Source organism: Sodalis sp. CWE (assembly GCF_019646055.1).
Classification (GTDB): Bacteria; Pseudomonadota; Gammaproteobacteria; order Enterobacterales; family Enterobacteriaceae; genus CWE.
This window is the reverse complement of the sequence record NZ_JAESFE010000001.1, coordinates 275,659-295,207: the sequence shown is the minus strand read 5'-3', so window position 1 is coordinate 295,207 and position 19,549 is coordinate 275,659. Positions and strand designations below refer to the sequence as shown.

Here is a 19,549-nt window from a genome sequence, read left to right as displayed (position 1 = left end):
GTTCTTACGAAAAGAAACATTAAAAGTATGTCTGCCTCTTTTATAATTAGAGCTAGTAACGTTTAAGTTTTTTAAAGTTATTATTCTATTTGATAGAATTTTTTGATTTATTTTCTAATAAAGAGCGTGCAATCGAAAGAGCGTTTTCCTTTGTAAATCCAAAATAATTAAATAACACTGATGCAGGAGCAGACTTGCCAAAGTCTTTAATTCCAAGAACCTTACCTTCTAAACCTGCATATCCTCGCCAAAAACCTTCTATGCTGGCCTCGATTATGAATCGTTTTCGTACAGAAAACGGCAGAACACTTTCTTTCCAGGCAATATCTTGCTTTTCAAAACGTTCAACACATGGCATTGAAACAACACGTACATGTTTTCCTTCTTCGTTCAGTTGTGTAGCAACATGCATTGCTAATGCCACTTCCGAGCCGCTTGAAATAATTATCAAATCTGGTTGTTTATTTTTACAATCTTGTAATATGTAACCACCTTTAGCAATTTGCTGTAACTGTTCTGCACTACGCATCTGTTGTACAAGCGATTGTCGAGTAAAGATTAACGCAGTAGGACCATCTAGTCTTTCAACAGCTTGCTGCCATGAAACAGCCGTTTCAACTTGATCGCAACTACGCCAAGTTTCCATGTTTGGTGTTAGACGTAATGTAGCAAGTTGTTCTATAGGTTGATGTGTTGGACCATCCTCTCCTAATCCAATGGAATCATGTGTATAAACGAAAATCGTACGAATTTTCATTAGTGCTGCCATACGCACTGCATTGCGTGCATATTCCATAAAAACAAGAAAGGTTCCTCCATAAGGAATAAAACCACCGTGTAGTGCTATTCCATTCATTATGGCTGACATTCCAAATTCTCTTACGCCATAGTGAATGTAATTACCTGATACATCCGACGGAGTAACATCTTGAGCTTGATTATGTCGAGTTAAATTTGAGGAAGACAAATCCGCAGAGCCTCCAAATAATTCTGGCAACCATTGAGCAAAATAATTGAGAGTTTTTTGACTAGCTTGACGAGTTGCTATTGCTGCTGGTGAGCTCTGTGTTTGTAATTTATAAACATAATCTTGAGTATTTTTTTTCCAATTTTTTGGAAACCTATTTAAAATACGACGAAGAAACTCAGTTGCTTCTTTAGGATAGTCTTTTTGATATTCAGAAAAGAGTTTCTTCCAAACAGCTTGAATTGCTTTCCCTTTTTCAGACGCGTTCCATTGAGCATAAATCAATTTTGGAATTTCAAATGGTGCATAACTCCATCCCAGAGCTTTTCTCGTCAGGGCTACTTCTTCTTTCCCCAAAGGGGATCCATGACTATCATGATGACCTGCTTTATTTGGTGAACCATAACCAATGACAGTTTTAAAGCAAAGTAAAGTAGGTTTATTCTTTTGATTTTTAGCTTGATTTAATGCAAAATTGATCTGTTTAAAATTATGTCCGTCAATATCATCAATCACCTGCCATCCGTAGGAATGAAAGCGAGATGCTGTATCATCTGTAAACCAATCATCTATACGACCATCAATGGAAATATTGTTTTTGTCCCAAAATGCAATTAATTTTCCTAGTTTAAAATTACCAGCAAGAGAGCAGGCTTCGTGAGAAATTCCTTCCATCAAACAACCGTCTCCTAAAAAAACATAGGTATAGTGATCAATGATTGGATAGTTTTTTCGATTAAACTCCGTTGCTAAAATTTTTTCAGCTAGAGCCATACCAACTGCGTTAGCAATGCCTTGTCCTAATGGACCAGAAGTAACTTCTACGCCAGGTGTACACCCATATTCAGGATGGCCTGGTGTTTTTGAATGAAGTTGACGAAAATTTTTTAGATCTTGAATACTAAGATCGTAACCAGTTAAATGAAGCAAAGCATAAAGCAACATCGAACTATGTCCGTTGGACAATATAAAACGATCACGATTGATCCAATTTGGGTCAATCGGATTATGTTTCAAGAAGTTCCTCCATAAAACGGTTGCTACATCTGCCATACCTAACGGAGAACCTGGATGACCAGAATTTGCTTTTTCTATAGAATCAATGCTTAAAAAGCGAATAGCATTAGCAAGTAGTCGTTCTTCCACAATGTCATTTCCTTCTATTTTAATTTTTTTTAATTTAGCAAAAGTTTTATGACATACCACATTACCATTCAAAGATTATTTGCAAATTATTTTGATGAAATATCATATAGCAAAAACCATAAATTATTACTCTGTTCGTGCTAAGATAAAATTAATTAAATACCATCGATAAAGTAAAAAAGAGATAACAACACACTAAAGATAGTTCTTTCAATTAAATATTAGATTCGTTGAAAGAAAAAAAAGAAAAAATGATGCTTAACCTCTTCACATTAGACATAAAACTTCACTGTATACATAATAAAACGCGTTAGATATATGGCTTAAAGCTAAATATATTAAAAGTAATATTTATTATTCAGTCTGAATTAGTTAATTTTTAGTTTTTAAAAAATTAGAGAAAAATCTTATTCCTATCCTAGGATAGGAATGTATTAATATTATCAATCAGTTGCGTAATCTAAAAATAAGTCTTATCTAATAACAATTTTAATTCTAAAAGCTATAAATTTAGGATTTAATCATATTTATTATTATTCATCAATTCTTAAATAAAGATGAAATTAAGCTTTATGGTTTTACAAAGACATAAAAATAAAAATTCTAGATTTTTTGCCACAAAAAATATAAAACGAACTACTTTCTTAGATTTTATATAAAATCTTTAGTTTTGAGTTTTCCTTGTAACAGTCGTAAAAATTATATATACATGTAAGAATTTTTTTCTAAGTGCTGATTTTTTGATTTATACGCAGATAATTTAATGAAATTATCGAATTGCTATTCGATAATATAAAAATAACACTAATTTTTCTTCAAAATCATAACAATAATTTAACTGTTTAAAAAACAAAAAATTATTCCGTTTAAATAACAAATAAGTATTACGAAATAGTTTGATTTATAATCAGACAATAAAAAATTTAAAAAATAAAAATGCCCAGACTTGGAATCGAACCAAGGACACGGGGATTTTCAGTCCCCTGCTCTACCAACTGAGCTATCCGGGCAGAGAAGTCGCATTAAGAATTTTTAAATGTTTTTTACAATTGATATGATGCCTTCAATAAGTTTACTAAAACTTCATGTTGAATCAACTTATCTTTTCACTAATTTTCAAACCGATCTATCATTGATTTAATCAATACTTTTATCTATTTAGATTAATTGAAGTTGATTATAGAAATATTTTTGGAAATTTAAAGTCAAAAAACGTTCCAGTAAAGTCTCTTTTTGACTATCGTTAAAACTATGTTAAAAAAGACATGATTTTAGTTACATGATATTCATTATACATTCAAACGTAGTTTGTTTTTTTTGATCTAAAAATTAATTAAAAACTCCATTTTAAGGATGAGTAATGTAAAATACATTTTATTAAAACTATTTAACTTAAGTAAGTACAATAGTTAATTTTAAAGAAAGATATTATTTGTTTCTAAAAGCACTTTTTTTGAAAAAAGTTGAAAAAATAAGTTTATTTTTACTTTGAATAAATTTTTATACGTATAAAAATTATAAAGGAATTTTATTAAATTTAAGTTGAGAAAATACATATTCTGTAGAATTTAATGTTGCCAATAATTATTCTGTAAATTGTTCACTTTATATAAATATTGACGAGCCTCTATTGAAGGATGCCGTGTGAATAAAGTTTGGTAAACCTCATCCGACTGCATCCGATTAATGATCTGTATTGCTTGATTTGGATCAGGTGAAAAAACTCGTAATACACTACCAGCACCACCGTTATAAGCAGTGATTACTGCGTAACGTCGTGATATTGGATCAATAATTCCACTGAAATAGTCATTTTGTAACATTGCTAAGTAAGCGGTACCACTATCGATATTTTTTCTAGGATCGAACAAATAACTTCGGCTTGGCTGTCCATATTTACCTTTCATTTTAAAAACATCTCGTCCTGCACTATGTTGCACCACTTGCATAAGACCTAGGGCATTAGAGCGACTAACTGCATAGGGATTGAAATTCGATTCTGTTTGTATAATTGCTAAGATTAATGATCGATCAACATTATATTCTTTAGAAGCTTTAAATATCATATTAAGATATTTATAAGAACGTTCATTTATACAATCTGGAACTAATTGGATAGTAATATAAAAAACTTGTTTTGGTCCAGCAAAACGAGTTTGCAATTGATTGCGCAATAAGTAATCAGCAAAACGGCTGGCACGCCACTTCCATCTGATAACTTTACCTGTATGATCAAATGTTTGCCCATGTAAAAAAGGTTTTTTACTCAAGGCAATGTTATTTTTTTCTAGATGTAAGTCCTCCATTTTTAGATAATTATTTATCAGCAAGCTATTAATAATAGCTGCACGTAAATGTATATTTGGATTACTATTAGCGATAGTTTCAACAGTAATCAAACCAGTATTAAAATTAATATGGCTACGAGTTTTACACTGATCAGTGTAGTTTATATAAACTTTTGATGTATTGATTAGAATTTCATTTGGTCCCCAAAGATCCTCTATGTTATGAGCTAATTGCCACATTAAAATGTCAAAACTGTAAATATCTTTTATTACATGCGTATTTTTTGTATGGACGGTATAGGATGCGCTTTCTATACTGTTCTTGTTAATAGAACAAGAAGTTAGGAATATAGGAACTATAATTGATAATAATTTTTTCTTCATACATTGAAACCTTTATTGGGAACAGTTCCAATAATATTTCAAAAGTATTATTTACTCATTCAATTGAATATTTTAACAGTTATATACTTTAATTTTTAAATAAAAACCTGATCATTTCTTCTTCTAGAAATTTACGATCTAAAGAATCTAACATATTAAGCTTTTTTTCATTTATCATGATTGTTTGCCTAGTCTGCCATTTTGCCCATGCTTCTGCAGAAATATTATCGTAAATACGTTTACCTAACTCTCCAGGATAACATTGTATTTCTTGTCCTTCAGCTTTCTGTTTTAAAAATGTACAATAAATTTTTCTTTTCATATTATGAATTGCTCTCTTCTTTTTTTTCAATATAAATTAAATGTATTCAGATCGATATAATTGTATTAACAAACGCTTAACTGGAGATGCCAATCCAATTTCTGGTGGATCAAATAAATCATACCAAATACCGATGTTTGTCTTCGTATAATTTTTCATTATACTAACTGATTGTAAAACTGGAGTAATTGTTAAACAGAAATGACTAAAGGTATGACAAAAAGTTTCCATTTTTTCATAATGGCCATTGGAAAAACTGTTTTGAAAAAGCCATGTCAACAGCTCCTGTTTATTAGAAAATTGAGGAAAGCAAAATAATTTGCTCCAAATACCCACTTCTGGACATCTTTCTAACCATATATAATTGGCATATTGCAGTATCAAAAACCAAGTACTTTTTTTTGGCAGAACTTTTTTTGGTCGTTTTGTAGGGTAATCAACCCAACTATTAGTTTTATAAGCCTGGCAGCCAAAGCATAATGGACAAAGTTTGCACTTTGGTTGAGAACTAGTGCAAACCATTGCTCCCAAATCCATTATCGCTTCGTTAAATTGAGAAATGTTTTTTTCAGGCATGATTTCTTCACTATATTTCCATAAATGACGTTCTATTGTTCTTTTTCCTGGCCAACCAGAAATAGCGTAATAACGTGAAAGAATTCGCTTCACATTCCCATCTAAAATGGGATATCTTTTATTTAAAGCTATTGATAGTATTGCGCCTGCAGTCGATCGTCCAATTCCTGGTAAAGATAAGATAAGGTCAAAATCTTCTGGAAATTTGTTTGCATACTGTTCATGAATAATTTTAGCTGTTTTATATAAATTATGTGCACGTTTGTAATATCCTAAACCAGTCCACAAATACAACACATCATCAAGTGATGCTTTTGCAAGTTTTTCAACAGAAGGAAATTTGGTTATAAATCGTCGAAAATAAGGGATGACAATCGTTACTTGTGTTTGTTGTAGCATGATTTCTGATAACCAAACTATATATGGTGTCTTCCTTAATCGCCAAGGCAGTGTTTTACGACCAAATTTATTATACCAATCCAATATAAGTTGTGCGAACAATGTAATTTATTACTATTAATGATTGATTACGATCGATGATATGACCTTTTGGTTCATAAATATGAATGTGTATAATGATACACCCTTCTTTTTCAAGAAAGAATTTTATTGAAAAAGAATTTTCTTTTTGAAAAAACCTTTCTTAGGAAACATATTTTGTGAATGGAAATAAATATTTTCAGCTTTTACATTTCTAATTTATAACAAAGATCATTATCATAAATGATTTACATGGTTTTTAGAATAAAAAAGAGAGCAACATTATTAAAACGAAAAATTTTCAGATTTATTCCAAACGATTAATGATAAAATATCAACAATTATAGCAATAATACTATTAAATCTAATTCTCTCTAGAGAGAGTATCATTGGGTAAGTTTTTAAAAGATTTTTTCTAAAATTATTTACAACAGTATTTTATAGATGAAATTTGCCATTAAACTAGCATTTAATCTTTCTGGATAAAGCAGCTATCTTGAATAGACCCTGGTAAATACAATCTTTTTTTGTACTTGTTAAAATAAATGTTCTTTTAGATGACTTTCTTTTACGAGAATTATCTGCACTGTTTTACAGCAGGCAGACTTGAAACCTCATTCATCATTATTTGAACATCAGTTATTATCGGTGTAAGCAAATAATTATAATCGATTCCATATTCCAGGAAATAAATTTGCAAAAATATTATTTAATATATATAAAATAAAAAGCACAATTAATGATGAAAAATCAATGCCGTTTATGACTGGTAAAACTCGACGAATAGGATATACGAACGGTTCGCTTAGTTGATAAAGAACTATATCCATCGGATGTTTTTTTCTTCGACTAATCCAATTAAATAAAGAGCGTGTAATCATCATCCAAAATATTAATTTCCCTGTCTCTTTTAATAATTCTAATATACCAACAAACAAATAGATAGGATTTAGAATGAGACAATGTATTTCAAATAGCGTAAGTAATGGTAACTTAATTACTGCAAGAAAAAACGCTGCAAAAAGAGAAAAAAAATTGCGAAATTTATTTTTTGAAGTGATATAATCGATTGTTTTAACTACAGGTTTAGTGATTTTAATAATGAACTGCGAAAAAGCATTATGAAGATCGCAGCATATCCATTCCATCCATGCATGTAATAGTAAAATCATAATATAAAGATCGATTAGCGTTTTGAAAAAAAATATTAGTGTCAGCATAAAATACAATTCCCTTATCCAAGATTATCGGCTATTGCACTAATAATTCGTCTGGATTTTTTTTCATCTATCGGTCGCTGATATATACGTAATAGTTTTATTCTTAATGATTCAAGCTTGCCTGATTACTTGTTTTATTTATTAGTTAGAACTAAGAGAAGAATAGCAAGTTTCGATATCGATAAACTACCATTATTTTATTTTCATTGCAGTCAATTTAATAAGAAAGACGAATTAAGCTATTTTTAACTTAAAAAGTGATATATGAAATCAAAAAAATCATCATCCAATTAAACTTTGCTTAACTATAAGCATTGCACAAATTAGGGCACGATAACACTTTTTTCGTTAGTCATTTTCATTTTAAATAATAAAAATTTATTTATTAGTAAGTCTATTTATTTATAATATGGAATAAACAAAGTGTCGACTTACATATTTTAATTTTATTATGTATACATATAAAAAATATATTTTTTTAGTTTTTTATTTTTTTGTTTTTAAAACAATCAAACGGATTAATTGCTAATTAGTGTGTTTATTAAAAGTAAGTTACAAAGTAAACACTTAACTGAATTTAGTATTATCTTAAAAGACTTTCATTGACAAAACGGAATTGCTTGTGATGTAACTTAAAAATTTATAGATTTTTTACTTCTCTTCTTAAGAAGAAGTTTGTCTCTAAGAAAAAGAAATTATGCAATCAAAATACACGTTTTTCAAAAAAAACTAAATTCCAGCTACACTCATTAACACATAGTAAAATATCTCCTTTCATTCTCTAGATCTAGAATGAATTAATAAATTTTAAAAAATCAAAAACTATTTTTCTTCTTATAAATTTTTCTCAATAAATTATCTAATAAATAAAGCACTATGTCTTTTTTTCAAATTATAAAATTTTCGTAAAGCGGGCGCCTTTTAGATGCACTGATTATCAATTAGCGAAGGTTATTCAGAAAATTTAAAGAAAAGAATTATGGAAAAATAATTAATCAGTTAGATTATTACATGTTATATCGATTCTTTAGAAGAATCGGCTGCTTTTTTCTTTATAAGAAAGTTTTCAACAACATGTCATAACCAAGATTTAAAATTAAATATTTATTCAGAATATCGATAAGTAATTATTATCTTTATTCTTTAATTTAAACAGTGTAAATTCCGATGTTAGTGACTTAAAATGTTTTATACTCTAACTTAATTGTAATCGAATTACATTCGTTAGTTCAATAACGCAAATTACAACACTATTTTAATCCTGCTAGTGTGCTTGTGAATCGCACAAGTGAATTTTTCTCTTAATTATTACTAAATTTTGACGAAATCTTTCTTAAGAAAGAAAAACAAAACGGAAAGATATTATGAATGTAATTCACTGTTTTGCTTCTATTTTAGAGTAAAAGGTTTTTTTAGTTGGCTTTCTAATATAATAACCGCCGATTCCGAGTTTATTCGTCTTTTTTCTAGAGCGCAATAACCACCTCGTTCAAACAAGTTTGAACGGGCTTGAACGGTGCTAAATCGTTCATCGTGTAGTTTTACAAATACACCAAAGCGATTTCTTAAGCTAGTAGCAAAAGTACGTGCTTTGGCAGTCAAAATCTGTTCACTACCGTCCACATTTAGCGGTAAACCCACCACTGCTATTACTGGTTCCCATTCATGAAATAATGTTTTGATATGTTTCCAGTTCGGAATACCATCTCGAGCTTTGATTGTTGTCAATGGACTGGCTGTACAAGTTACATACTGACCGATAGCTACTCCAATATTTTTTATACCAAAATCAAATGCTATTACGTTTCTAACGGTAACCATTTAAGCATGGCCTGCTTGTTGAACAATATTATGAATATCGACACCAAGAGTTTTGACAGCTTCCCGCCATCTGGATGAAATAGGAGTAGAAAATAAAATTTCATTATTAGCAGGCGTAGTGAGCCATGTATTTTCCATTAATTCGCATTCCAGTTGACCTTGTTCCCATCCTGAATAACCAAGTGCTACTAATATATTATTAGGCTGGTTTATGGTTCCAAATGTTTCTAAAATATCCTTAGATGTAGTAATCATTGTTTGTGCAGAAATTTTGACGCTAGAAATAAATCCTTCGCATGGCGTGTGAAGAATAAAGCCACGATCATCTGCTAATGGCCCGCCAGAAAATACTGGCTTTTTAAGTTGAACAGTTAAATTACAATTTGTTGGCATGATTTTAAGTTTGTGCAATACATTTTCCACAGTGAATTGTCTGACAGGTTTATTAATTACAATTCCCATGGCGCCATTTTTATTATGTTCACAAATATAAACCACAGAACGTTTAAACAACGGATCCTCGAGTGAGGGCATCGCGATAAGAAAATGATTTTGTAAATTCATGAGTTAATTAGAAATTTTTTAAAAACCTAGTATGATAACATAATAGAAAGAAGTAACTAGCTTTTAAAGAAAAAACTGAACTCTAATTTAATTTATTCAAATCTATTGTATTTGATATTAATAACATATTAATTCTTATCAAGATTTTTATAAGACTCTATGAGCCCAAGAAAAATAATCTACTATTTTAGATTAACAATTAGGTTATTAGCATTTAACTTATTTGACAACTTTCAGAAGCAGAAATAAAATATTTAAATATATACTTATTAGTCTGTAGCTAATAATCGTTAAAATGATAAAATATGTATATATTTTTCTTTTTGCTAAGAGATCTTCTAGATAAAAAGTCAATGCTGATTATTAAATCATAATATTTCTTTTAATATTTGCATGCTTGTTGTACATAAGGGTTAGAATTTCCTTGTATAGCAGCAATTCGCTGATTTCGTTTACATTCCCATTCACTTACTGGATAAGTATTATTCCAATTTTCAAAAAGCTTTACCTGTTCTTGAGAAAGATAAAGATGATAGCGATCTCGCATATAGAAACAAGTTCTAGCAATGATACCTCGAGCACGAGATGGTGGTTCTGCCTTCCTATTTTTGAAATCTATCTTCATTTCACAACGACCGTATTGATTTTTTCCACCACGCCATTGGCTGTAGCGGTAATTACCAAGATCACCATTAAGTTCACCAATTACGGGTTGCAGATTATGTAAATCAGTTTCAATTTTTCGATATATTGGATCATTGGCGCAGTTTTTACGTCCACCGTTTCTCCAACATTGGCGTTGGTGCCCAAATTCCCATGCTGAGACCACATGTTCCCACTCGATACGGTTAGCACGTGCATTATTTTTACGCACTTGGTAACCACAAGATGCTAAGTCTGGCACTCCTTTTTTTCCTTGCCAATGAATGCGACAGCCGCAATAAAAAGTACCTGGAGTATCGTAATCAATTTTTATCAATTCTGCTTTTGCTTGATTAAAATTAGTAATTTTTCGTATTTTAGTTTCAACAGAAAATGGAAAAATGGTCCAAGTAATTAAAAAAATCAAATAAGAAGCGCTCTTTAACATGCAACTTTATTCAACTTAAAATTTCTGCACTGTAGTAATAAAAGAAGAAAACTAGTCAATATTATATACCTTATATAGCTAATAAATTTTAACCTTTATTCGAAATAAATAACTTTATATATAGTTATTGCTAAAAACATTAATTATTTCAAATAGTTTTTAATCTGTTCATTTAGAGATAAAGTCTTAAAAAGATCAGTTAAGTTGCTAATCTAATATTCTCTTTTTAAAATTAAAGATAAAATTTTTTTATGAAACGTTAATTGATTTTAAAAAATTTTAACATTTATCCTTGTACAAAAAAGTATTCAGAAAGACTCATTCAAAAATCAGCTAAAAATCTGATATAGTCTTGTTTTTATGCAACCTTCAATTTTGTTAATATCCGAAAGGACTTACTACTGATTTAGTTTTTCATACATGTATCTAGAACGACTTATAAAGTAAGAGTTTTCTATACATTTTAATAAATGAGTATATGGATTCCACTTTAATTGGATAAAATTAATTAAAGAAAAACTATTACTATCAGTAGTGACTAACAATTTTAGTAATTAACTTTTAGAGATTTTTCAAATCTCTAAAATCAGAAACTATTTTAATTAGAAAATGAAACGCTAGTCATAAAAGACCATCAATACTCAAATAGTAATCTTTTAGCTTAAAAGCTATTTTAAATGTTTTTGATATACCAAAAATCTTGTCTAAAGAAAAACGAAATCTTTCACAAATTAACTGTAAAAAATTTTATAAAATTTATTAGTCCAAATAAAGTATGCTTTAATTATATGTTATAATTTAAAATTTAGTGAAATTAAATTCACTAGCATTACAATAAATTATATCAAACATTAGCTTTAATTGATGCATTTATAGAAATAAATAGTTGTTCCTTATCAAATTTATTTCAAATAAAACATAGTAATCTTTATTATTAATTCTATATTTATTTCATAAATTAACGAAGATTCTTCTTTTGAAGAAAAATGCTAAAACAGTTAACGAATTTTAATTTCTATTAAAAATAATAGAATATTGTATGTTAGCTTTAGAAAGCTTTGTGTCTATAAAACAGTAATATTCAGACTAAATTGAAGATACTACTACTAAAGTAGTAGTTGGTTTTTGCATTGTTCCATCAAAAAATTTTATAAATTAAAATTCAATTGCATTTAAATTTAAATTAATTGCAAGTAAAAGTTTTCAACAGAAAATAATTCATTGCAATTTAGAAAAAAATGAATCCTATCATGATTTCTTTATTTAAATAGATCTCGATACGTTATTCCTAATAACGGCTTGATTTTTTAATTTTTGCTTGGAAAGCACTGATTGCTAACCAAAAAATTTATCAAGAGAAATCTATTTAAAGGATTTTTTTGATGATTTAATGAGAGTAATGTTTACCTTAAGCAAGACAGCATCGATTCATAATAAATTATTAAAGGAATGAGGGATTATATTATGTATTTCTTAATAAATCGATTTTTTTGATCGAAAAACATTTCATATAAGGTAAGCTGATTATCAAACTAAAAGTATATCATAGGAGAAGTTATAATGACTATACTTAAAATGACAGATGTAAATCTAACCGGTAAGCATGTCCTTATTCGTTCTGATTTAAACGTACCAATTAAAAATGGAAAAGTGACTTCTGATGCGCGTATTAAATACTCTTTTCCTACCATTGAAACTGCTTTAAAAAACAACGCTTATGTCATGGTTGCTTCTCATTTAGGCCGTCCGAAAGAGGGGGATTATGATGAAAAATTTTCCATGCAGCCAATTGTTGACTACTTACGAAGTAATTTTTTTCCCTCAGTTCGTCTAGAAAAAAACTATCTTGATGGAGTAAAAGTCGCCAACGGAGAGCTAGTAATCTTGGAAAACGTGCGGTTCAATAAAGGAGAAAAAAAAAATGATGAAGTGTTAGCAAAAAAATATGCTGCGTTATGTGATATTTTTGTTATGGACGCTTTTGGCTCTGCTCATCGAGCTCACGCTTCGACCCATGGGGTAAGCAAATTTGCAAATGTTGCCTGTGCTGGTAAACTTTTACTTAATGAGTTAGAAACTTTGAAGAAAATTCTTCTTTATCCAGAAAGGCCAATGATAGCTGTTATTGGAGGGTCAAAAATATCTACAAAATTGACCACATTAAATGCTTTAGCAAAAATTGCTGATCAACTTGTTGTTGTTGGTGGCATTGCTAATACTTTTCTAGCAGCACAAGGAAGAAATGTTGGTAAGTCGCATTATGAAATCGATTTTCTTCCGGAAGCTAGACGTTTAATGAAAAATAACAATATTTTAATTCCAGTCGATGTTTACATTGCTAATAGTTTTTCTGGAACAGAAGTTGCAGTTTTAAGACATGTAAGCGAAATTCAAGATAATGAAATTATTCTAGACTTGGGTGATATCTCTATTACGAGTTTGTTAGAAATTCAGAAAAAAGCAAAAACTATTTTATGGAGCGGTCCAGTTGGAGTTTTTGAACTTCCTAATTTTCGAAGAGGTACTGAAATAGTAGCTCGATCTATTGCCAATAGCAAAGCGTTTACTGTTGCTGGAGGAGGAGATACCCTGGCAGCCATTGATTTATTTGGCATTCATAAAAAAATCTCCTATATTTCTACTGGTGGCGGTGCATTTCTTAAATACATCGAAATGGGAGCACTTCCAGCTGTAAATGTTCTTGAAGAACGCATGAAACGTGATTAAGAAAATGGAATTTTTTATAGAAAATTCTCTATAATTCGAAAAGAAATCATTTTAATCGTAAAAGATAACAAGAATATAAAATAACTAGGAACAAGTATGCCAAAAATCTTGGAATATATTCAGCCTGGAGTTGTTACTGGAAATGATGTCCAAAAAATATTCACTATAGCAAAAAAAAATAACTTTGCTCTTCCTGCTGTTAATTGCATAGGTACGGATTCTATTAACGCTGCATTAGAAGCAGCAGCTAAAGTGCGCGCACCAATTATTATTCAATTCTCTATTTTAGGCGCTTCTTTTATAGCCGGGAAAGGTCTAAAAATAAGCAACCAGGAAGCTGCTGTTTTGGGTGCTATATCTGGCGCAGAGCATGTGCACCGTATGGCTAAATATTACAATATTCCTGTTATTTTACATACCGATCACTGTTCTAAAAAATTATTGCCGTGGCTTGATGGACTGTTGGATGCAGATGAACAATATTATAATTCCTTTGGAAAACCATTATTTTCATCGCATATGATTGACTTATCAGCGGAGTCTATAGAAGAGAATATTAATATTAGTGTCAAATATCTTTCTCGTATGGAAAAATTAGGAATCACCATGGAATTTGAACTAGGTTGTACTGGAGGTGAGGAGGATGGATTAGAATATGATCGTTTAAATAATTCGGCACTTTATACTCAACCAGAAGACATTGCTTATGCTTACGAAAGATTACGTAATATTAGTTCACGATTCATTATTGCAGCTGCATTTGGAAATGTACATGGTGTATATAAACCAGGGAATGTGCAACTCATGCCAAAAATATTAGAAATTTCACAAAAATATATTTCTAAAAAGTTTAAACTTCCACCAAATTCTTTGAATTTAGTTTTTCATGGCGGTTCTGGTTCTACAGAAAAGGAAATCAAAGAAGCTATTAATTACGGTGTAGTTAAGATGAATATTGATACTGATATTCAATGGGCTACTTGGCAAGGTATTTTAGAATATTTTCAAAAGAACAAGAACTATCTAAAAACTCAGTTAGGAAACCCAGATGGTACAGATAAACCTAATAAAAAATTTTATGATCCACGTGTATGGATACGTTCTGGTCAAACTTCGATAATTTTGAGATTAGAATTGGCCTTTAATCAACTGAATGCTATTAATATTTTGTAAAATTTTGTTGTGTGTATATATAGAAATAGAAAAATGTCTCTTGATAATTGTTTTAAGTAACTTACTTCCATTTTATGGAATTGACAAATTCCCCTCTCTTTTCTAAGAGAATTATCGGGACCTCTTCTTTGTTTTTGTTGAATTAGATCAAACCAAGATAAAAGATTTCATTTATATTCGCTTTCTATCAGAAAATATTACCATTGAAAAGAGTGAAATTAAAAATTTAGAATTTTTTAATTTAAAACTAAACAATTTTCTAGAAAAATCTAGAGACAAGATTTTATTCGTATAAAATCTTTTATAACTAAGGGTTCAGCAGTCATTGCATTAGTCTTTGAATATTGATTTATACTTGTTCTCATATTAAGAATCATATAAAACTTGCGATGTGTTTATAATGAAAAATAAACTGAAAGAAATGGTGGGATGGGCTGCACTGAAATATATTAAACCTAACGAAATTGTAGGGGTAGGCACTGGTTCCACTGTAGCATATTTTATTGATGCACTAGCATCTATTAAACATCAAATCAAGGGAGCAGTGTCTAGTTCCGAAACTTCTTCTGCCAAATTAAGAAGGTTGGGTATTCCGTTAGTTGACTTGAATGATTTAGATTGCTTGGATATTTATATCGATGGCGCTGACGAAATCAATAGCAATATGCAAATGATTAAAGGCGGAGTAGCTGCATTAACTCGTGAAAAAATTATTGCAACAGCAGCACATAAATTTATTTGTATTGTTGATTCAAGTAAATTGGTAAAAACACTTGGCGATAAGTTTCCACTTCCTATAGAAGTCATTCCTATGGCACGCTCTTTAGTAACTCGTATATTAGTTAGTTTTGGTGGAACCCCGATGCATCGTCAAGGTGTTTTAACTGATAACGGAAATATTATTATAGATGTTTATAACTTAACTATTTTGGATGCACTTTCACTCGAAGAACAAATTAACAACATTCCAGGAGTGGTAACTGTCGGTTTGTTTGCGCGACGGTGCGCCGACTTGGCACTTATTGGAAGCGAACAAGGGGTAAGAGTTATTAATCAGTTTTGATTATTGGTTAGTTACTATATACCCTTTAATATTCAAATGGATTTAAAAAAAATATTCCATTTTAAACAGAAAAACTTCACCTTCTAAATAAGACTAATTAAATAAATTTTTTTAATAATTTATTTTTGATATTTTTGTCTATAACTAAGGTTAGTCATAAACTTTAATTGAAAACCTTAAGAAGGGTAAACTTTTCTTTAAAAGAATTAAAAATCAATTTTAAAGTTATTTCAATAAACCAATCATCTATATTAGTCAATAAAACCAAAATATAAGATTAATTTTTTATTTAATACTTTCCTTCTAAGGGGAAGCAAACTTTAACTTTTTTGAAAAAAATCAGTTCTATTATTTATTATTAATTTAATGCTAGTAACAGCTATATTACATATAGAAAAATTTTAGTTTTTATATGAACGCTTATTAATTTTTAAGCGAAAATATTTTTTTTAATTAGAATTAAGATATGAATGGATTTTAAAAAATCCAATCGTTTTAATTCACAATTAAGCATCGATTGTGTTGATCTTTTTGAGATTTAAATAAAGAACATGCTTTGTTCGAATTTTTATCTAAAATTAAATCAGATTAATAAAAAATTTTTTATAATATTTAAAATTTTTCAATCAAATGAAATATTGTCTGCTGATTTGGTTTAAACTGACATATATTTTTAAGTACTATTTAATCGCTTAATTGGCTAAATCAATTAAGCGATTAAGCTTTTACAGTTAAATTTCAAATTCATAAAAAAGAGTTCTCTCATAGATAAATAAAAACACAAATTTTTTCTGAAAAAAATTTCCGAAAAAATTTATTAAAAATTTTTTACTTCATTGATAACGGAACGGCTGCCTAGAAAGCTATTCTAATTTGACAGGCAAATAATAATTACTATGTTTTTTAAAATCTTGCTCCTTAATTAGGAGCGTGAAATTTCTGAAATTAAGTCTTAATATCGAAGTATTTTGCTAATTCACACACTGAAAATAAATTAAAAAGTTTTATTTTCAATAGATTAACTATATATGATTGTTACGGATTTAGAAGAGGTTTGTGTTTTTAAGGAGATCTAATGAACATTAGCATTATCGGTGGAGGCATGGTTGGTGCAACGTTGGCATTGACACTTTCATATCTTAGTCGTGGTGCTTTACAAATTAATTTGATAGAATCGAAAGTTCCAGAAAATCATAATCATGCAGGATTTGACTCTCGAGCTATTGCTTTAGCAATAGGAACTTGTTGTCGTTTGGATTCGGTAGGAATTTGGGAAACATTACGTTCTATTTCTACCATAATTACACAAATAGAAGTAATCCTTCAAAGACAATTCGTTAAAATTTATATTTCAGCTAAAGATTATCAACTTTCAGAATTAGGTTACGTTATAGAATTACGTAAAGCAGGCAAGAAATTATTTGAGTTATTGAAAAAAGCTCCAGGTGTTCAACTACATTGTCCAGCAACAATTGTTTTTCTTAAGCAACAGAATCAAGAAACAATTATTACCTTAGATAATGGCAAAGAGTTAAATACAAAATTAGTGATAGTTGCCGAGGGCGCAAAATCAAAATCAATATCCCCTTGCGGTATTTATTGGAAAAAAAGTAGTTATCAACAAATTGCAATAGTTGCCAACATTAATACAAATATCCCTCATTATGGAAATGCATTTGAATACTTTACTTCTCAAGGATTATTAACAGTGTTACCCATATCTAATTTACGTAGCTCGTTTATCTGGTGTCTTCAAGAAGATCTTGGACAAGAAATCAGTAAATGGGATAATAGAAAATTTTGCAAAGCCTTACAAAAAATATTTAGCTGGAAATTTGGGGATATCTCTGTTTCTGGAAAACGTCAATATTATCCATTATATTTGCGAGTGGCACAAAGGCAAATAAGTCATCGGCTAGTACTTGTCGGTAACGCAGCTCAAACTTTACATCCAATTGCTGGTCAAGGGTGCAATCTTGGCCTTCGTGATGCGTTTATTCTGGCAAAAACAATAATACAAGCTATAACGAAAAAAGAAGACATTGGTAGTTATGCAGTATTATTACGTTACCAACAGCTTCGCAAACTAGATCGAGAAAATGTAATTAACATTACAGACGGACTAATTAATCTGTTTAGTAATCATTGTTTGCCACTAGTGATTGCCCGTAATATCGGATTTTTTACCTTAGCTTGCAGTCCGATGTTGCGAAAAATACTAGTAAAAAATTTTTTAGGATTAACACATTATCTTAATGACTGAGACTTCTATGCAAGAAGCGTTTGATTTAATTATTAACGGTAATGGTATTTTTGGCTTATCATTAGCATGTGGTTTGTACGCATCTGGATTGCGAATCGCAATTATTACATCCAAAAAATCAGAAGAGGTGTCTCAACTAAGTCAGAAAGATTTAAAGATATTCATTATAAATAATGCAAGCAAGTTGTTGTTGCAGCATTTACATATTTGGGAATCTTTTTCTGCAAAGCAAATCAACTCTTTTCGAAAGGTGATAATTTCAGAACAAGATGGTTTCGGACGTGTACATTTTGATTATTCTAAATCAATAGATCAAGATTTTGGATACATTATAGAATATACTTTGCTTCAAAAAGTTTTGTTGGAAAGAGTAGAAAAGTTAGAAAATGTCCAGCTTATAATCTCTAATCCACTCCATCAAGTAAGTTGGGAAAAGGACAAAGTTTTTATTAAGCTTAATGACAATCGTAAACTGCAGGCTAAACTAATAATAGCAGCAGATGATATGTGTTCTTGGATACGGACAAGTGCAGGAATTCCGATGATCTTTCGAAACTATCAGCACCATACTATGACAGCCATTGTTCACACAGAATTGCCGCATAAAGGTATCATTCGACAAATATTCTACGATGATGGAATTTTAACTTTTTTACCATTAAAAGATTCTTATCTTAGTTTTATTATTTGGTCTTTGCCAGCGATCATGGCATATAAATATCTAGAAAAATCTATAAATATATTTAATGTTCTTCTTTCAAGAAGAGCTGATTTAATTTTGGGGCTATGTAAACTCCAAGAAGATAAAAGACAGGTATTTTTGTTTACTGGTTGTTATGCTCGCAATTTTGCTACACATCGCCTAATTTTGTTGGGCGATGCTGCTCATACTATTTATTCACCGGTAGGGCATAATGTAAATATAGGATTTATGGACGTTGCGATGGCTTTAGAAAAGCTACATTGCCTTCAGAACGAAGGCAAAGATATTGGTCATTATCCTTATTGGCAATTTCATTCATACAACCGAAAATGTAATGCCATATTAATGCTAAAAGAAATGCAATGGTTTTATGAACTTTTTATTCACCAACATCCTACTAAAAGATGTCTTCGACATATTGGATTGTGGTTAGGAAATAATTTTCCAGAGATAAAATTACATTTTATTCGTAAGATAATGGGATTTCAAAAACCATCCCCATGGTTGGTAAAAGGAAAGATTTTTTAATTTAAATAAATTATTTATTTAGTTTAAATCCTAGAAAAAAAACAGTAAGATCTTAAAGTTTTGAAGAACAAGTTCTTTATTCGCTTATATAGCGAATAAAGAACTTGTTCTTCAAGATTCATTTAAAGGCAGAAAAATCCATCCTTAGATAAAGAAAAAATACTAAAATTTTTTAAATTGTTATTTATTTCCTCGACTTATTAGATTGAATAGTAATAAGCTTCAAAGAAGTAA

Annotated in this window: 13 protein-coding genes and 1 tRNA gene; 5 read left to right on the top strand and 9 right to left on the bottom strand. The window is 29.8% G+C overall.

All coding sequences use genetic code 11. From position 1 onward, the window contains the following. Positions 1-85: 85 nt before the first annotated feature. The 9 genes from tkt to endA all read right to left on the bottom strand — a co-directional run bounded on the left by tkt (position 86) and on the right by endA (position 10,858). Positions 86-2,113 (bottom strand): transketolase, encoded by a 2,028-nt coding sequence (gene tkt / locus JK145_RS01165; protein WP_220665246.1) that lies wholly within the window; start codon positions 2,111-2,113, stop codon positions 86-88. Positions 2,114-3,050: 937 nt separating this feature from the next. Continuing rightward, positions 3,051-3,123 (bottom strand) — tRNA-Phe (locus tag JK145_RS01160). A gap of 558 nt (positions 3,124-3,681) precedes the next feature. Next, positions 3,682-4,785 carry a membrane-bound lytic murein transglycosylase MltC gene (mltC, locus tag JK145_RS01155; RefSeq protein WP_220665039.1) on the bottom strand — a complete coding sequence of 368 codons (1,104 nt, stop codon included), beginning with the start codon at positions 4,783-4,785 and terminating at the stop codon, positions 3,682-3,684. 88 nt (positions 4,786-4,873) lie between these two features. Continuing rightward, positions 4,874-5,107 carry an oxidative damage protection protein gene (locus JK145_RS01150; RefSeq protein ID WP_220665038.1) on the bottom strand — a complete coding sequence of 78 codons (234 nt, stop codon included), beginning with the start codon at positions 5,105-5,107 and terminating at the stop codon, positions 4,874-4,876. Positions 5,108-5,143: 36 nt separating this feature from the next. Then, positions 5,144-6,184, bottom strand: a complete 1,041-nt coding sequence (gene mutY / locus JK145_RS01145) for an A/G-specific adenine glycosylase (RefSeq protein ID WP_255555782.1) — start codon at positions 6,182-6,184, stop codon at positions 5,144-5,146. Positions 6,185-6,825: 641 nt separating this feature from the next. Further along, positions 6,826-7,383, bottom strand: coding sequence for a YggT family protein (locus tag JK145_RS01140; RefSeq protein WP_220665037.1), 558 nt, complete (start codon positions 7,381-7,383; stop codon positions 6,826-6,828). 1,389 nt (positions 7,384-8,772) lie between these two features. Then, complete coding sequence (ruvX, locus tag JK145_RS01135; protein ID WP_220665036.1) at positions 8,773-9,204, bottom strand: Holliday junction resolvase RuvX; 432 nt, start codon at positions 9,202-9,204, stop codon at positions 8,773-8,775. Then, positions 9,205-9,768 (bottom strand): YqgE/AlgH family protein, encoded by a 564-nt coding sequence (locus tag JK145_RS01130; RefSeq protein WP_220665035.1) that lies wholly within the window; start codon positions 9,766-9,768, stop codon positions 9,205-9,207. 382 nt (positions 9,769-10,150) lie between these two features. Continuing rightward, positions 10,151-10,858, bottom strand: a complete 708-nt coding sequence (gene endA, locus JK145_RS01125; protein WP_220665034.1) for a deoxyribonuclease I — start codon at positions 10,856-10,858, stop codon at positions 10,151-10,153. A 1,560-nt stretch (positions 10,859-12,418) separates the two neighbouring features. Between endA and JK145_RS01120 the strand changes: the two genes are divergently transcribed. From JK145_RS01120 to JK145_RS01100, 5 genes are all read left to right on the top strand, one after another. Next, positions 12,419-13,585 carry a phosphoglycerate kinase gene (locus JK145_RS01120; RefSeq protein ID WP_220665033.1) on the top strand — a complete coding sequence of 389 codons (1,167 nt, stop codon included), beginning with the start codon at positions 12,419-12,421 and terminating at the stop codon, positions 13,583-13,585. Positions 13,586-13,681: 96 nt separating this feature from the next. Next, positions 13,682-14,758, top strand: coding sequence for a class II fructose-bisphosphate aldolase (fbaA, locus tag JK145_RS01115; protein ID WP_220665032.1), 1,077 nt, complete (start codon positions 13,682-13,684; stop codon positions 14,756-14,758). Positions 14,759-15,158: 400 nt separating this feature from the next. Then, on the top strand, positions 15,159-15,821 hold the full coding sequence (gene rpiA, locus JK145_RS01110; RefSeq protein WP_255555781.1) for a ribose-5-phosphate isomerase RpiA: 663 nt from the start codon (positions 15,159-15,161) through the stop codon (positions 15,819-15,821). 1,075 nt (positions 15,822-16,896) lie between these two features. Continuing rightward, the gene (gene ubiH / locus JK145_RS01105) at positions 16,897-18,084 is read left to right on the top strand and encodes a 2-octaprenyl-6-methoxyphenyl hydroxylase (RefSeq protein ID WP_220665031.1); all 1,188 of its coding nucleotides are present in this window, start codon (positions 16,897-16,899) and stop codon (positions 18,082-18,084) included. Continuing rightward, a complete protein-coding gene (locus tag JK145_RS01100; protein ID WP_220665030.1) occupies positions 18,077-19,315 on the top strand; it encodes an FAD-dependent monooxygenase in 1,239 nt (412 codons plus the stop codon). Before ubiH ends, JK145_RS01100 begins: the two co-directional genes overlap by 8 nt. Positions 19,316-19,549: the final 234 nt, after the last annotated feature.

Bases quoted from the DNA above. Each gene is read 5' to 3' on its own strand.
- ruvX (WP_220665036.1), bottom strand. From the start codon at position 9,204: ATGGTTACCGTTAGAAACGTAATAGCATTTGATTTTGGTATAAAAAAT.
- JK145_RS01140 (WP_220665037.1), bottom strand. From the start codon at position 7,383: ATGCTGACACTAATATTTTTTTTCAAAACGCTAATCGATCTTTATATT.
- JK145_RS01120 (WP_220665033.1), top strand. From the start codon at position 12,419: ATGACTATACTTAAAATGACAGATGTAAATCTAACCGGTAAGCATGTC.
- ubiH (WP_220665031.1), top strand. From the start codon at position 16,897: ATGAACATTAGCATTATCGGTGGAGGCATGGTTGGTGCAACGTTGGCA.
- JK145_RS01130 (WP_220665035.1), bottom strand. From the start codon at position 9,768: ATGAATTTACAAAATCATTTTCTTATCGCGATGCCCTCACTCGAGGAT.
- JK145_RS01150 (WP_220665038.1), bottom strand. From the start codon at position 5,107: ATGAAAAGAAAAATTTATTGTACATTTTTAAAACAGAAAGCTGAAGGA.
- rpiA (WP_255555781.1), top strand. From the start codon at position 15,159: ATGAAAAATAAACTGAAAGAAATGGTGGGATGGGCTGCACTGAAATAT.
- endA (WP_220665034.1), bottom strand. From the start codon at position 10,858: ATGTTAAAGAGCGCTTCTTATTTGATTTTTTTAATTACTTGGACCATT.
- fbaA (WP_220665032.1), top strand. From the start codon at position 13,682: ATGCCAAAAATCTTGGAATATATTCAGCCTGGAGTTGTTACTGGAAAT.
- mltC (WP_220665039.1), bottom strand. From the start codon at position 4,785: ATGAAGAAAAAATTATTATCAATTATAGTTCCTATATTCCTAACTTCT.
- JK145_RS01100 (WP_220665030.1), top strand. From the start codon at position 18,077: ATGACTGAGACTTCTATGCAAGAAGCGTTTGATTTAATTATTAACGGT.